This window comes from Cytobacillus sp. GQ23 (assembly GCF_059758675.1).
Genome location: NZ_JCAXER010000006.1, coordinates 20,627 through 36,172 on the forward strand (window position 1 = coordinate 20,627; position 15,546 = coordinate 36,172).

Genomic DNA, 15,546 nt, shown 5'->3' on the forward strand with positions numbered 1-15,546 from the left:
GGACAACATTGTTAAGTGAAAAGCACTATTTATACGAAAACCCCCTTAAAAAACAATTGTCGAACCCCAATTCACATGATAGTATTTAGATATTTTCAAATATATTAAATTAACAAAATAATAGATGCTATCAAAAAGATTCGTATGGGGGGATTTTTGTATGACTGTATTTACATCTGCTTATTTTACAATGACTGAACAAGAAGCCATTGAATATGCCAAAACAAGGCTGAGTTATTTTGCACCAGATGCAGAATTGGATTGCAGGGAAATTGGCGATGGCAATTTAAACTACGTTTTTAAGCTGATTGACCATAAACACAAGAAGTCTCTGATTATTAAGCAGGCCGGACCGGTTGCCAGAATATCTGATGAATTTAAGCTATCCCCTGACCGCAACCGCATCGAATACGAAATTCTCGATCTTCAAAACAGGCTCGCTCCAGGTTTTGTGCCAAAGGTGATTAGCTACGATCCCATAATGAATTGTACCGCAATGGAGGATTTGTCAGATTACACTATTATGAGGACAGCTTTAATACAGCATGAAAAATTCCCGCTGTTTGCTGACCATATCTCAAGCTTCCTGGTAAATACCCTATTACTCACTTCTGATGTTGTCATCGGACATAAGGAAAAGAAAGAGCTGGTCCAAAGGTTCACTAACCCGGAGTTGTGCGAAATTTCAGAGGATCTCGTCTTCACCGAACCGTTTTACGACTGTTCGAGAAATGATGTATTTGAAGGTACCAGGGAATTTGCCAAGAAGGAAATCTGGGAAGATTCCAAGCTTCAGCTCGAAACGGCAAAGCTAAAATTTGAGTTTATGACCCATGCTCAGTCATTATTGCATGGCGATCTGCACACAGGCTCAATTTTTGTAAAAGAAGATTCTACTAAAATTATTGACCCAGAGTTTGCCTTTTATGGCCCGGCCGGATACGATATCGGCAACGTGATCGCCAATCTGATCTTCGCCTATGTGAACGCGAAATATACAATGGATAATGGAGAACAAAGGCAGGTTCAGATGGAATATCTCGAAAATACAATAGAAGATATTATCGACTTGTTCAAAACGAAATTCCTGAAGGCATGGGATGAGAAAGCAACTGAACAAACAGCCCGTTATGAAGGGTTTAAAGAATATTATCTGGAAACAATTCTGCGCGACACAGCGGCTGTTACAGGACTTGAATTGTGCAGGAGGATTATTGGGCTGGCATCAGTAAAGGATGTCACTTGCATTGACGATTACAGCAGCAAAGCTGCTGCAGAAATGATTTGTCTGGCAGCCGGAAAGATGTTTATTATGGAAAGGGAATCTTTTAAAACAGGAGAAGACTTTGTGCGTACTCTAAAAGACTGTGAAAAAAGATTCTAAGGAGGCAGCAAGATGGGAAAACCAGTGGATGTTATCCAGTCTGTAAGATTGGAGGATGAAAACAATACACTCATTCTATTAGATCAAACAGTTCTGCCGAATGAAAAGAACTTTTTGTATTTGAAAGAATTAAAGGAAATTTGGGATGCAATCTATCATTTAAAGGTCCGGGGTGCACCTGCCATCGGAATAGCTGCGGCTTACGGTGTTTATTTGGGCACAAAGCAATCAGCAGCAGAAGACTATGATGAGCTTTACCTGGATTTTAAAAAAGCGAAGGAATATCTGGCTTCATCACGGCCGACTGCAGTCAATCTGTTTTGGGCGCTCGACCGCATGGAAGCCCGTTTCCAGAAGGAAGAAGGCAGGAGTGCAGCAGAAATAAAGCAGGCTCTGAAAGAGGAAGCAGAAAAAATTCGTAGTGAGGATGAAAAAGTCTGCGAGTCAATCGGCCAGCACGCTCTTTCTGTACTTGAGCCCGGATGGGGAATTCTGACACACTGCAATGCCGGTACAATTGCGACTGCTAAATATGGGACAGCCCTGGCTCCGATTTATTTAGGACAGGAAAAGGGATATGATTTTAAAGTATTCGCCGATGAAACCCGCCCGCTGCTTCAGGGGGCCCGCCTGACTGCATGGGAGCTTAAAGAAGCAGGTGTCGATGTTACGCTGATATGCGATAATATGGCCAGCATCATCATGAAAGAAGGCAGGGTTCAAGCGGTACTTGTCGGCTGTGACCGTGTTGCAGCCAATGGGGATACTGCCAATAAAATTGGAACATCAGGCGTTGCGATTCTCGCAAAACATTATAATATACCTTTCTATGTTTGTGCTCCGCTGTCAACTGTCGACCTCACATGCAAAACAGGGAACGATATCCATATTGAATTAAGAGATTCAGAAGAGATTACTTCTAAATGGTACGAAAAGCCGATGGCGCCAGAAGGCGTAAAAACCTATAATCCCGCATTCGATGTAACGGATAATGAACTGATCACAGGCATTATCACGGAGAATGGCATCGCGTATGCACCGTACACAGATAGCCTTCCTAAAATGTTTAAATAAGAATAAAAATCCTCCTGTCCACGCGATTAGGAGGATTTTTATTCTTTATATCTTTAAAGCGTTTAACTAGGAAAATATCCCTGAAAGCGACAAAAAACATAGTGTAATATTACTCTTTGCATCAACCAATTGTACTGTTTTATTTGGGGGAATTCTTTTTTATGTGGAAAAATTATGAATTAAACAACATATTAATAGTAGAAACTATTTGTAAACCCTCCAAATTACCTGATACTTTTTAAGAAACTATGTTTTAGTGCCTGATTCCAAAGTCTGATGATTAAATAATTTAGCATATTGATAGAGTCTGAATATTTCAAATATACTTTAAATGCAACAAGAAGCGACAGAAAAAATAAAGATTCGAGAGGAGAAAAAGGATGAAGAAAAAAAGGGCATTAGGAGCAGCATTACTAAGTATGACAATGGGTTTATCAGTTTTCACAGCGGGGGCATTTGCAAAAGAACCGGAGACTCAAAACGAAACCTATAGGGTATTGATCCAAGGCCCATCAAATGCTACAGCTTCTGTGAATTCGCAGGTGGACAAGCGCTGGGATTTTGGCAGCGATGGAATGACTGCAGAGGTCAATGCTAAGCAGTACCAGGCATTATTGAAAAATAAAAACTTAAAGATTGAAAAAGTACATGAAGTTAAACTTGATACAGTCAGGACAGCAGCGTCCAAGAAGGCTCAGGCCGCTGGATATCCAAGTGACCAGACACCTTGGGGGATTGAATCCATCTATAACAACAGCGGCATAACGAGCACCTCAGGCGGAAGCGGGATTAAGGTAGCTGTTCTTGATACAGGGGTTCATACAAACCATATCGACCTGGCAGGCTCAGCGGAGCAATGTAAGGATTTCACTCAATCCTCTCCGATTGTCAATGGCTCATGTACGGATCGACAGGGACATGGTACACATGTAGCTGGAACCGTATTGGCACACGGGGGATCTGATGGCCAGGGAATTTATGGGGTAGCCCCACAGGCGAAATTATGGGCATACAAAGTTCTTGGCGATAATGGTTCGGGTTACTCAGATGATATTGCAGCTGCAATCCGCCACGTTGCAGACGAAGCATCCCGCACAGGTTCTAAAGTGGTCATCAATATGTCACTTGGTTCAAGCGGCAAAGATTCATTAATCAGCAGTGCTGTTGATTACGCATACAGCAAAGGAGTCCTTATTGTGGCGGCGGCAGGTAACTCAGGTTACAGTGCTAATACAATCGGATATCCTGGAGCATTAAAGAATGCGGTTGCGGTTGCAGCTCTTGAAAATGTTCAGCAGAACGGTACATACCGTGTGGCAAACTTCTCTTCCCGCGGAAACCCTAGCACTGACGGTGACTATGTGATTCAGGAAAAAGATGTAGAAGTTTCTGCACCGGGAGCAAGCATTGAGTCAACATGGTATAACGGAGGCTATAACACGATCAGCGGAACATCCATGGCTACACCTCACGTAGCTGGTCTTGCAGCGAAAATCTGGTCATCCAGTCCATCCATGAGCCATACTCAACTTCGCTCAGAGCTTCAAAACCGTGCTAAGCAATATGACATTAAAGGCGGATACGGAGCAGCAGCAGGAGATGACTATGCGTCAGGCTTCGGATACCCGCGCGTGAAATAAGCAAGCAGTATCATACCCCCTAAGACCGTCCGATCCTCTGATCGGGCGGTTTTTATGTATAGCATGAATGATCCCGAAATACATAATATTTCCGCGGAAATGATCATTTTTTAGCGAAAAATGAAAACTTGTAAAAACTGATGATGCAAATCCTGTTTGAATATACAATAAGGAGTGGATGTGAATAGGAAGGAGCTGACAGCTATGGCTGTTCAAAATACATATATAAGCGATCAGGATGCAAAGGAATTAATCTGCGAAATCGGCAGAAGGGTTTACAATAAAAACTTTGTTGCTGCTAACGATGGGAATATCTCTATAAAAGTAGGAGACCATGAGATCTGGACCACACCCACAGGAGTGAGCAAAGGATTTATGACACCGGAAATGATGGTTAAAATGGACCTTTCAGGAAATATTCTGAAAGGGAAGCTAAAGCCTTCTTCAGAAATAAAGATGCACCTTAGAGTGTATCAGGAAAATTCTGAAGCAAGGGCTGTAGTTCATGCCCATCCGCCTGTGGCAACATCATTTGCCATAGCCGGAATCAGTCTTGAAAAACCCATTACTCCTGAGGCGGTAGTCTTGCTTGGCAAAGTGCCGGTAGCCCCGTATGCCACCCCTGGAACACAGGAAGTGCCAGATTCCATTGCCCCTTATTGCCGGGATTACAATGCAGTCCTTTTAGCAAATCATGGTGCACTAACCTGGGGCCGGGACATAACAGAGGCCTATTTCCGGATGGAGTCACTGGAACACTATGCACTCATGCTAATGTACTCCGGACATATCATTCAAAAGTCAAATGAATTGAGCACTGAACAAATTGCAGAGCTGATCACAATCCGTGAGAAAATGGGCATTAAAACAGGCGGGATACCTGATGGTGGCTGTGGGGAGAAAAGCCGGACAGCTCCAGGCTATCGGGAAGAAATGATCGAAAGCATAGTTCGAAAAGTAACGGAAGAAGTATTGAAGAACGTCTTAAAATAGCCAAAGCGGGGTAGCTATAAGGGTATAGAGATGCTGTATAATTTTGCCTCTTTAACGAAACCTATCTAAAAGCTTATTGATACGTGAGGAGAGATTCTGATGAAACTGCTGGTCATTGGCGGGGTGGCTGCAAGTATGTCAGCCGCATCGAAATTGAGAAGAATGGACGAAAAAGCGGAAATTACCGTTTATGAGAAAGGCAAGTTTTTATCATACGGTGCCTGCGGTCTTCCTTATTATATCTCAGGAGAAAATGATGATCACCGGAAAATGATTGCAAGAACACAGGAGCAATTTTCTGAGAGGAACATTAAAACATATCTTCTGCATGAAGTATTAAAAGTGGATACAGATAAGAAGGAAGTAACAGTTAAAGACCTTGCATCAGGGGAGATGTTTACGGATACTTACGATAAGCTGATGATTGGAACAGGCACGTTTCCCATCATGCCCCAGTTCCCTGGAGCGGACCTTGAGAACGTTCACGTGCTGAAAACCATGGAAGATGGGATGGCGTTAAAAGAAATTTCCAGTAAATCGGAGGTGAAAGATGTTGTCATTGTCGGCGGAGGCTATATTGGCATCGAAGTGGTCGAAGCGATGAAAACCCTCGGCAAAAATGTCCGAGTGATTGAAATGGGTGAGAGAATCCTGGCACCTTTTGATAAGGAAATAACCGATATCGCTGAAAAGGAAATCCGTGATCACGGCGTAGAGCTGAACCTGGGAGAAAAGGTGGAGAGCTTTAGCGGCAATGGGAAAGTGGAAAGCATCAAAACGGATAAAGGCTCGTATAAAGCCGATTTAGTGCTTGTAGCTGTTGGTGTAAAGCCTGCTACGAAGTTTCTGGAGGGATCGGGAATAGAGCTGGCGGAAAATGGTGCCATTATTATCGACCGTGAAATGCAGACAAATGTTGAAGGGGTTTATGCAGCGGGGGACTGCGCTCAGGTATATCACAGATTGCTAGAAGAAAATGATTATATCCCGCTTGGAACAAACGCGAATAAATGCGGCCGCCTCGCTGGGGCCAATATAGCCGGCAGTCGTGAAAAATATGTGGGAACGCTTGGCAGCGCCGCGATCAAAATTTTTGATATGGAGCTTGGCAGAACGGGGCTTTCAGAGGAAGATGCCACAAGGCTTGGCCTAGCCTATACAACTGAATTTGTTAAAGCGGCAGATCATCCGGGCTACTATCCGAATCAGACCCCTATCTGGATCAAGCTGATCTGTGAGAAAGGAACAAACCGAATTCTCGGAGCCCACGCCATCGGAAATAAAGGAGTGGTCCTTCGAATCGATGTTTTTGCCGTTGCCATCCACAATAAAATGACAGCAGAAGAGCTTGGCATGGTGGATCTTTGTTACGCCCCTCCATTTGCAGGTGTCTGGGATGCTGTCCATATCGCAAGCAACGCAGCAAAAGAAAAATGAAGCCAGCATTTCTGCCGGCTTCATTTTCATTTAATAAGAATCCTTCACCAGCTTCGGATGGCGGTTCATGATACCAAGCAGAATCAGTCCGCTTAGGATGAGGAGAAAGCTTGTAACGACGAATACGGCCGAAAAACCTAAATAGCCTGAGATCAAACCGCCGATGACGGGTCCGATAATATTTCCAAAAAAACGGAGGCTTGTGTTGTAGCCAAGCACTTCACCCTGCATAGCAACAGGTGCTTCCTGGCGAATATAGGCGATCCGGACAGGAATGATGCCTCCGATGGTGACACCAAGTGCAAAGCGGACAAGAACAAGCTGCCACATGTTTGAGACAAATCCGCCAGGCAGATAAAACACACCTGCGAGAAGGAGGAGAACAACCAATGTTTTGACATAGCCATGCTGATCCCCGATTTTTCCCCATTGCCTTGCCATCAAGAGATTGCCAAGCCCTGCAGCTGAAAAAGCAATTCCGGCAAAAAACGCCAGATTTTCTGGTCCGTGCAATTCACTGACATATAGAGAAAGGATAGGCTGAATACTGAAATGTGCGATTTGAACAAGCGTAGATATCAGCATGACGGTCAGCAGGACGGGATTGCTGATAATATGCTGAATGACGGCCTTACTTGAATACTGTGTTTTCTCGCCCTTTTGAGTTTGGATTTTGTGCTCTTTTGTGAAAAAGACTAGAAAAGCGGAAACAAATATGGCGATGGAGGTCCATTTAAAGGTGTCTGAGAATCCGAATAAATCAGCGAGAACTCCGCCGAGAAGTGGGCCCATCAATGACCCTGTAATGCTCCCGGTCTGCAGTGTCCCCATTACCCTGCCTGCGATTTCTTTTGGAGTCTGAGTGGAAATAAATGCCTGGGACATACCGATGAAGCCGGTGAAAATCCCCATAAACAGTCTCAGAAAAAACAGCTGCCAGACGTTAGTCACATATCCCATCAGGAAGATGGATAAGCCCATCCCAATTCCGGACAGAATCAATATTTTCCTGCGCCCAAAAAGGTCCCCGATTCTTCCCCACACAGGTGAAAATAGAAACGCCGTCACAAATGTGATCGCAAACGTCCATCCAGACCAGTGCTGAACATAGGTGGCAGAATGGTCGCCAAAGCTTTCTATATATAACGATATAAAGGGAAGCACCATTGTCATGCTGCCTGCCACAAAGAAATTGGCAAACCACATAATCATTAAATTTCTTTTTGTCTGTTTTACCATGTTTGAAACACTTCTTTCCGGTCAACACTTCGTTTCCCTAAATATATAATAACGAAAATGACAAAAAATAGGAAGGGTTATGCTATTACTCTAATTTATATATATCCTCTCAACTATGATGAAAACCGCTTTACTCAGGGAATCAGAGAAACTTCTATGACATTTTTACCAGAGTCCGTGAAAAAAACATTGTCTTATAACAGTATTTATTCTATAATTCCTAATAGGAAAAAGATTCAGAATATATCTAAAAAAGGGGGAAGTTGTTTGGAAGCTTTTGTTAATCAGCTAAACGGTATTTTATGGAGTACACCTGTTATTTACATCTGTTTAGCAATAGGGTTGTTCTTCTCAGTCTTAACTCGATTTTTACAGGTCCGCCATATCAAAGATATGGTACTGCTTATGTTTCAAGGGAAAAGTTCCGCAGCGGGCGTTTCGTCTTTCCAGGCCTTATCTATTGCTCTTTCCGGCCGTGTAGGAACTGGTAACATCGCAGGTACTGCCACTGCTATCGCAATGGGTGGTCCTGGTGCTGTATTCTGGATGTGGGCCATTGCTTTTATCGGAGCAGGCAGTGCATTTGTTGAATCAACGCTGGCTCAGATTTACAAAGTGAAAAAAGACGGGCTATACCGAGGCGGTCCAGCCTATTATATTGAAAAGGGAATCGGAATTAAATGGTTCGCCGTTCTTTTTGCCATTTCTGCATTGCTGGCAATGGCACTATTAATGCCTGGCATCCAGTCAAACTCAATTGCGCTTGGAATGGAAAATGCATTTGGCATAAGCAAAACAGTAACAGGTCTTGTTATTATCGGTTTACTTGGCCTGATTATTTTCGGCGGTGTAAAGCGTATTGCAACTGTGGCTCAATATACCGTTCCTTTTATGGCAGTGGGTTATATCTTAGTGGCTTTAATCATTATTGCCATGAACATTGGTGAACTGCCTGGCGTAATTTCGTTAATCTTCAGCAGTGCTTTTGGTGCTGACTCCATGTTTGGGGGAATTATTGGAAGTGCAATTGCCTGGGGGGTAAAACGCGGAATTTATTCAAACGAAGCTGGTCAGGGTACAGGCCCGCATGCTGCTGCAGCTGCTGAAGTTTCCCACCCTGCAAAGCAAGGCCTTGTGCAGGCATTCTCTGTATATATTGATACGCTATTCGTATGTTCTGCAACAGCTTTCATGATCCTATTTACAGGAATGTTCAATACAGTCGGCTCTGATGGAAAGACTCCAATTATCGAAAACCTTCCTGGAGTGGAAGCTGGACCGGGCTTTACACAGGCAGCTGTTGAATCTGTGCTTCCAGGCTTCGGTGCCGGATTTGTTGCTGTTTCTCTTTTCTTCTTTGCTTTCACAACTATCATGGCCTACTACTATATGGCTGAAACAAACGTAGCTTACCTGATTAGCGGCAAGAACAGCAAACTGGCGATGTTTATTCTGAAGATTGTCTTGCTAGGTGCAACATTCTATGGTGCTGTTAAAACAGCAGGTCTGGCGTGGGCACTTGGAGATGTTGGCTTAGGTCTAATGGTTTGGCTGAACTTAATTGCCATCGTAATCTTAAGAAAGCCGGCTCTGATTGCACTGAAAGATTACGAGGCCCAAAAGAAACAAGGTCTTGATCCAGTATTCAATTCCAAAAAGCTTGGCATTAAAAATGCGGAGTACTGGGAAGAAGAATACAAGTCACAGGAAGAAAAGGTATCTTAATAGAAAGAAAAAAGATGTCCGGCTGAAGCCGGGCATCTTTTTTACAATATTTAAATCTACTTTTACAATTTTCGGCATATTTCTTAGCATTCTCTTAATAATCATCATTTAGTATTTTATTTGAGTTAAATACATAAATTGATATTTCAATAGAAGAGGTGCTGAGGATGACTGAATTGAACCGCCGCAAATTTTTAACCTATGTTGGTACAGGTGTGGGAGCATTGACTGTGGCTTCAACAGGATTGGGGGCAATGGTTCCAAAAGCGGAAGTTAAGGGGGTTGAGGCAGCGGCCCATTTATTCGGATTCCAGAAGAAAATATCTGGATTGAATTTCAAGCCGATTGATCCGACAGCTAAAGACGACCTTGTGTTGCCGCGTGGGTATAAATATGATGTGGTGGCAGCTTATGGAGATGTCATTAATAAAAAAGGCGATACATTCGGATTTAACAATGACTTTACATTATATTTTCCAATCGATAAGGACAAGCGCGGTCTCTTATGGGTGAATCATGAATATTCAAGCGATCTATTTGTTCATGGTGCAAGGCCGGCAAATGGCAAGTATACAGAAGCGCAAATTCAGAAAATGCTTTACAGCCAGGGTGGATCGATTATCGAGGTATACCGTGATAAAGAGGGTACATGGAAAATGGACACGAATTCTAAGTATGCACGCCGTATTACAGGCTTGACGCCCTTTCTGCTTACAGGTCCTGCCAGAGGGTCAAAAGCAGTGGGCGGTGCAACGAATGTTCAGGGAACCTTTGCTAATTGCTCCGGCGGCAGGACTTTGTGGGGCACGGTTTTATCAGCAGAGGAGAATTTCGAATCTACATCAAAGGATGCAGGATTAAATGATACACATTATGGCTGGATTGTAGAAATAGATCCGTTTGATCCTCATTTTAAGCCGCGCAAGCATACTGCCCTTGGCCGCTTTAATCATGAAAATGCAGCAGTCGGCCTGACTAATGACAATCGGGTTGTCGTGTATATGGGTGATGATAAAAAAGATGCCTGCGTGTATAAGTTCATCAGTAAAAATAAATATGTAAAGTCCCGCGGCAAAGCCAACGCAGATCTTCTTGAAGAAGGGACACTCTATGTGGCGAATATGGGAAGCGGAGAATGGGTGCCATTAACGATCGAAAATGTACAGAAAATCGCCAAAGGGAAAGCAGATCTTTTAAAGAAATTCCAAACACAGGCCGATGTGGCTGTTCATTGCCATGAAGCAGCATTGCTTGTTGGCGGAACACCTACCGACCGCCCGGAAGATGTGGAAATCAGCCCTTTTGATAAAACGGTATTCATTGCTCATACCAACAATGATAAACATGGTAACTTTCACGGCCATATTACCAGATTTATCGAGGATGGAGATGACCTCGGAGCACTGACCTTTGATTTCGAAATCTTCGCAGCCGGCGGAAAACAGAGCGGTTTCAGTGCACCTGATAATCTGACTTTCGATAGCTTTGGCAATCTCTGGACTGTTACAGATATGTCATCAAGCAAGCTGAATACAGGAATCTACACTCATTTTGCAAACAATGGCATGTTCGTCATCCCGACGATCGGCAAAAATACAGGCGAAGCCTTTCAGTTTGCTTCTGCGCCAGCTGAAGCAGAACTGACTGGACCATCCTTTACACCAAACGAGACAACCCTGTTCCTGTCCGTTCAGCATCCGGGAGAAGAGACGGATGACCTGAGCAATCCCACAAGCAAATGGCCGCACCGCAAGGGAGACACCATGCCGCGTCCTGGGGTTGTGGCGATTACAGGGTTCAAGTACTAGGAGGTTATTATGCTATCTAATATCGGAATACCAGGATTAATTATTGTTCTAGTACTGGCGCTGATCATTTTCGGTCCATCCAAGCTTCCCGAAATCGGCAGGGCATTTGGGACAACTTTGAAGGAATTCAAGAAATCCACACGCGAACTTGTGTCCGAGGAACAGCCAGAAGATAAGAAAAAAGAATTGCGATAACAAAGAATAAGGAAGGGAGAGTTATCTTCCTTCCTTTTATATTGGGGTGATTAATTTTGAACAATGAGGCAGTAAATGTTCTCCAGCATTTTGAGGAGCTCCGGAAGAGGCTGATGATTATTGCTGCAGTTTTTATAGCGTTCCTGGCATTATCCTTTATTTTCGTCAGCGACATTTATCAATGGCTGGTTAAGGATCTGGACTTTAAATTGGCTGTTCTTGGTCCCTCCGAGATACTATGGGTCTATTTTATGCTTGCGTCTGTCGTCGCGATTGCAGCTGCTATCCCTGTAGCTGCCCATCAAATCTGGCTGTTTATCAGTCCGGCGCTTACCGGTATGGAGAAAAGGGTAGCGTTATCCTATATACCCGCGTTATTTTTCCTGTTCATTACCGGTATAGCATTCGGGTATTTCATTCTTTTGCCGATGGTTCTAAATTTTTTAATGACCTTATCCGGAGAAATGTTCACCGCTTTTTTTACAACGGAAAAATACTTTCAATTCGTGCTGCATCTAACATTGCCATTCGGCTTTCTGTTCGAGCTTCCGGTTGTGATTATGTTCTTGACCAGCCTTGGCATCCTCGATCCTTATTCGCTGCAGAAGATAAGGAAGTATGCCTATTTCGTGCTGATTGTAGTTGCAATTTTAGTCACACCGCCTGATTTTATTTCAGATATATTGGTTACATTACCTCTCCTGGTGCTTTACGAGGCAAGTTTGAGCCTGTCTAAGATTATCTATAACCGAAAGCTGAAAAAGCAGGCTGCTGTGCAGTAAAAATGGCCGTTGGAATTATTTTCAAAATTAATTTTTGGATATTTATGGAGTTAACTCCTATCTTAAATGGGTAAAGCCTATTAAGTCATTTAAGGAGTGTGAAGCAATGAGAGCTGTAACTTACCAGGGAGCAAAAGATATTCAAGTGAAAAACGTGGAGGATCCCAGAATTGAAAAAAGAGATGATGTGATTATTCGGATTACATCAACAGCTATTTGCGGATCGGACCTTCACTTATATCAGGGAAATATGCCATTGCGGCCAGGGTATATTATTGGGCATGAGCCAATGGGAATCGTTGAGGAGACAGGACCTGATGTAACTCGGGTAAAAAAAGGCGACAGGGTGGTCATCCCTTTTAATGTGTCGTGCGGGCATTGCTTTTATTGCCAGCATGACATGGAAAGCCAATGTGATAATTCCAACCCCCATAACGATTCTGGCGGCTATTTTGGCTATACAGAGAAATATGGAAATCATCCGGGCGGCCAGGCTGAGTTCTTAAAGGTGCCGTTTGGCAATTTCATGCCCTTTGTCATACCGGAATCATGCGAGCTGGAGGATGAGTCACTGCTCTTTTTATCAGATGTGCTGCCGACGGCTTATTGGAGTGTAGAGCATTCAGGTGTAAAATCCGGAGATACAGTCGTCGTCCTCGGCTGCGGCCCCATCGGGTTAATGACCCAGAAATTCGCCTGGATGAAAGGGGCTAAACGGGTAATAGCCGTCGATCATCTTGATTACCGACTGAACCACGCCAAACTTACCAATGATGTGGAGGTCTATGACTTCACGAAATATGATGACATGGGTGCTTATTTAAAAGAAATTACTCAGGGCGGAGCAGATGTAGTCATTGATTGTGTGGGTATGGACGGAAAGAAATCTGCAGTGGAAAAAATTGAACAGAAGCTTAAGCTGCAGGGCGGAACGCTTGGCCCGATCCAAATAGCGACGAAAGCCGTACGGAAATTTGGTACCGTTCAGCTGACAGGTGTGTACGGGCTAACATACAATATGTTCCCGCTGGAGGAATTTTTCTCGAGAAATGTGACCATTAAAATGGGACAAGCCCCTGTTGTGCACTACATGCCAGAGCTATTCGAAAAAATCACGAATAAGGAATTCGATCCTAAGTCCATTATTACTCATCAGATTCCCCTCGAAGAAGCAGATCGTGCATATAAGATTTTTAACGACCATGAAGATGATTGCATTAAAGTTATATTAAAGCCTTAGCCGTTATAACAAACCGGCCTGGATATGCCAGGACCGGTTTTTTGAAGTTTAAGAATATAACATAATGTTACATGTTTCGACACAAACGTATATAATAGTCCTAAAGGCATATTATTAATAGAGTTAACCAAGGAGCATGTAAATGAAAGGCTTTAATCAAGATACTTTGATAAAAGAAGAAACAAAGGCAATCACCCTCTTTATCTGGCTGTTTTATATTATTTTAGCGCTATATGATTTATTTTATTATTACGTGCTTCCCCTCAATATTGGCGGCAATATCGGGCTCCCTGAGGGCGGACTCGGATGGGGCTATTATCTGGCTATTATCGGGCTTTTGCCGATAGGGATTTATTTTATTAGAACGAAACGGCCTTTCCTCGTAAAATACTTATTTTTTGCAGGGTTTTCCCTGATTGATTTTAGCAGCAGCATGCTGATTTATTTTGGTGAATCGAAAGAATTTCAGAGCGGGAGCGCAGTAGAACTTTTATTTATGATATTTGCACCGATTTTTGTAAATAAGCGCTATTTTTGGATTGTAACCGGAGGCATGGTTGCGAAGTATCTTTTAGCTGGTGTTTTCCTGAGCAGTCAGAAGGTAATGGTGCCAATCGTGCTTTTAATCATTTTTTCAAGTGTTTCTTATGTGCTGCTGAACCGTTTCTATTCATATATTCATTCGCTTACACATGTTTTCCAGGAACTGCGCCAGAAAGAAAAGCTGGCTGCTGTCGGACAGATGGCTTCCGCAGTGGGTCACGAAGTAAGGAATCCCTTAGCAGCATTAAGAGGGTTTACTCAGCTGCAGATGGAAAAACACCCTGAAGACAGGAATCGATATAAACTTATGATCGAAGAAATCGACCGCATTAATCTGATAGCCGATGACCTGATGATCCTGAGCAAACCGAGGCTGCCTGTGTTTAAAAGTGTTGAACTGAATGCAGTGATTCACTACGTCCTCTCCATTATTAAAGAACAGGCTGCCAGTCAAAATATCCGCTTTGAAACAGAGAACTTGAACTCCCTTCCCAGAGTTCAGTGTGATGAACATATGCTGAAACAGGCTTTTATTAATCTGATTAAAAATGCCATGGAATCTATGACTGTGGGCGGCACGATCCTGATTTCAGCCAATGTGGAGGAGGGTGACCAGGTTCTGATCAGCATTAAAGATGAAGGCTGTGGAATTGATAAAGATAATCTGAAGCGAATAGCAGATCCGTTTTATACAACTAAACCGGATGGAACTGGTCTGGGCCTGATGGTTACCAAGCAGATTATAGAAGAACACAGGGCTGGAATCCTATTTGAAAGTGAAGTGGGAAAAGGAACAATTGTGAACCTTACTATTCCAATAGAGCAGCCTGCAGAGTAGCAGAAATTTGAGGATGTACCCTTTTGGGTGCATCCTCTATTAATATTTAGGTCAAATGACCCTGTGCAAACAGAGGATTTATAGTTTCTTATACATAATATGGGATGAAGGCCGGGGGTTTGCCGTAGTAGCAACCGAAGTGAGGAAGCTGGCTGAAAACTCTAAGAAGATGAGCAGCCATATCAAGGAACAAATCCAAAAAAGTGATAATCAAAGCAGCGTTCTGGTTGATACCATGAACTCCATGAATCTCTCAACCAAAGAATCACAGACTCGGATTCAGCAGGTAAAAGGCGGGCTTGTTACCGTTAAAATGGAAATGGAACAATATCTGGATATGTATGGCCGCAACAAAAATGACCTGGACAGCATTGTTCAGTCCATACAGGAATCAATCATACAACCGAAAGACTGTCAGTGCTTGCATAGGAATTAAAGGAAAAGTCTGAGGGTGGAGATAAAATGATGCAGCATCCTTCGAGGGTGCTGTTTTTTGATTATTTTTTTACAAAAAATTACTAAGAATTGCACCTAATTGCTCATTCTCAAATAAGTCAAAAAATAGATAGAATTATGAATGTTATCATCCTAATCTACTAAAATTGAGGAGATGTATTCATTTGAAAAATCCTGCGCGCAAATTAGGAA

Annotated in this window: 13 protein-coding genes; 12 read left to right on the forward strand and 1 reads right to left on the reverse strand. The window is 43.0% G+C overall.

What is annotated here, in order from left to right:
- The first annotated feature begins 160 nt into the window (after positions 1-160).
- From mtnK to AC6CHU_RS06575, 5 genes are all read left to right on the forward strand, one after another.
- Entirely contained in the window at positions 161-1,384 is a 1,224-nt protein-coding gene (gene mtnK / locus AC6CHU_RS06555) for an S-methyl-5-thioribose kinase (protein WP_159862093.1), read from the forward strand.
- A 12-nt stretch (positions 1,385-1,396) separates the two neighbouring features.
- Positions 1,397-2,458, forward strand: coding sequence for an S-methyl-5-thioribose-1-phosphate isomerase (gene mtnA / locus AC6CHU_RS06560; protein WP_159862092.1), 1,062 nt, complete (start codon positions 1,397-1,399; stop codon positions 2,456-2,458).
- 380 nt (positions 2,459-2,838) lie between these two features.
- On the forward strand, positions 2,839-4,098 hold the full coding sequence (locus AC6CHU_RS06565) for a S8 family peptidase (protein ID WP_251283276.1): 1,260 nt from the start codon (positions 2,839-2,841) through the stop codon (positions 4,096-4,098).
- Between the two features lie 204 nt (positions 4,099-4,302).
- Entirely contained in the window at positions 4,303-5,091 is a 789-nt protein-coding gene (locus tag AC6CHU_RS06570) for a class II aldolase/adducin family protein (protein WP_159862433.1), read from the forward strand.
- A 99-nt stretch (positions 5,092-5,190) separates the two neighbouring features.
- Positions 5,191-6,528, forward strand: coding sequence for a CoA-disulfide reductase (locus tag AC6CHU_RS06575; protein WP_159862090.1), 1,338 nt, complete (start codon positions 5,191-5,193; stop codon positions 6,526-6,528).
- Positions 6,529-6,558: 30 nt separating this feature from the next.
- Here the strand turns inward: AC6CHU_RS06575 and AC6CHU_RS06580 are convergent, their stop codons facing one another.
- Positions 6,559-7,767: an MFS transporter gene (locus tag AC6CHU_RS06580; protein ID WP_159862089.1), complete on the reverse strand. Its 1,209-nt coding sequence runs from the start codon at positions 7,765-7,767 to the stop codon at positions 6,559-6,561.
- 267 nt (positions 7,768-8,034) lie between these two features.
- Between AC6CHU_RS06580 and AC6CHU_RS06585 the strand changes: the two genes are divergently transcribed.
- The 7 genes from AC6CHU_RS06585 to AC6CHU_RS06615 all read left to right on the forward strand — a co-directional run bounded on the left by AC6CHU_RS06585 (position 8,035) and on the right by AC6CHU_RS06615 (position 15,334).
- Positions 8,035-9,492, forward strand: a complete 1,458-nt coding sequence (locus AC6CHU_RS06585) for an alanine/glycine:cation symporter family protein (protein ID WP_159862088.1) — start codon at positions 8,035-8,037, stop codon at positions 9,490-9,492.
- A gap of 167 nt (positions 9,493-9,659) precedes the next feature.
- Positions 9,660-11,300, forward strand: a complete 1,641-nt coding sequence (locus AC6CHU_RS06590) for a PhoX family protein (RefSeq protein ID WP_498120828.1) — start codon at positions 9,660-9,662, stop codon at positions 11,298-11,300.
- A 9-nt stretch (positions 11,301-11,309) separates the two neighbouring features.
- Entirely contained in the window at positions 11,310-11,495 is a 186-nt protein-coding gene (locus tag AC6CHU_RS06595) for a twin-arginine translocase TatA/TatE family subunit (protein WP_251283272.1), read from the forward strand.
- A 56-nt stretch (positions 11,496-11,551) separates the two neighbouring features.
- Positions 11,552-12,277, forward strand: coding sequence for a twin-arginine translocase subunit TatC (gene tatC, locus AC6CHU_RS06600; RefSeq protein ID WP_498120830.1), 726 nt, complete (start codon positions 11,552-11,554; stop codon positions 12,275-12,277).
- A 106-nt stretch (positions 12,278-12,383) separates the two neighbouring features.
- Entirely contained in the window at positions 12,384-13,517 is a 1,134-nt protein-coding gene (locus AC6CHU_RS06605) for a zinc-dependent alcohol dehydrogenase (protein ID WP_498120832.1), read from the forward strand.
- A gap of 142 nt (positions 13,518-13,659) precedes the next feature.
- Positions 13,660-14,898, forward strand: a complete 1,239-nt coding sequence (locus tag AC6CHU_RS06610) for an ATP-binding protein (RefSeq protein WP_251283269.1) — start codon at positions 13,660-13,662, stop codon at positions 14,896-14,898.
- Between the two features lie 55 nt (positions 14,899-14,953).
- Entirely contained in the window at positions 14,954-15,334 is a 381-nt protein-coding gene (locus AC6CHU_RS06615) for a methyl-accepting chemotaxis protein (RefSeq protein ID WP_498120834.1), read from the forward strand.
- The last annotated feature ends 212 nt before the right edge of the window (positions 15,335-15,546 follow it).

Bases quoted from the DNA above. Each gene is read 5' to 3' on its own strand.
- mtnK (WP_159862093.1), top strand. From the start codon at position 161: ATGACTGTATTTACATCTGCTTATTTTACAATGACTGAACAAGAAGCC.
- AC6CHU_RS06570 (WP_159862433.1), top strand. From the start codon at position 4,303: ATGGCTGTTCAAAATACATATATAAGCGATCAGGATGCAAAGGAATTA.
- AC6CHU_RS06595 (WP_251283272.1), top strand. From the start codon at position 11,310: ATGCTATCTAATATCGGAATACCAGGATTAATTATTGTTCTAGTACTG.
- AC6CHU_RS06575 (WP_159862090.1), top strand. From the start codon at position 5,191: ATGAAACTGCTGGTCATTGGCGGGGTGGCTGCAAGTATGTCAGCCGCA.
- AC6CHU_RS06580 (WP_159862089.1), bottom strand. From the start codon at position 7,767: ATGGTAAAACAGACAAAAAGAAATTTAATGATTATGTGGTTTGCCAAT.
- AC6CHU_RS06610 (WP_251283269.1), top strand. From the start codon at position 13,660: ATGAAAGGCTTTAATCAAGATACTTTGATAAAAGAAGAAACAAAGGCA.
- mtnA (WP_159862092.1), top strand. From the start codon at position 1,397: ATGGGAAAACCAGTGGATGTTATCCAGTCTGTAAGATTGGAGGATGAA.
- AC6CHU_RS06590 (WP_498120828.1), top strand. From the start codon at position 9,660: ATGACTGAATTGAACCGCCGCAAATTTTTAACCTATGTTGGTACAGGT.
- AC6CHU_RS06615 (WP_498120834.1), top strand. From the start codon at position 14,954: ATGACCCTGTGCAAACAGAGGATTTATAGTTTCTTATACATAATATGG.
- AC6CHU_RS06605 (WP_498120832.1), top strand. From the start codon at position 12,384: ATGAGAGCTGTAACTTACCAGGGAGCAAAAGATATTCAAGTGAAAAAC.
- AC6CHU_RS06565 (WP_251283276.1), top strand. From the start codon at position 2,839: ATGAAGAAAAAAAGGGCATTAGGAGCAGCATTACTAAGTATGACAATG.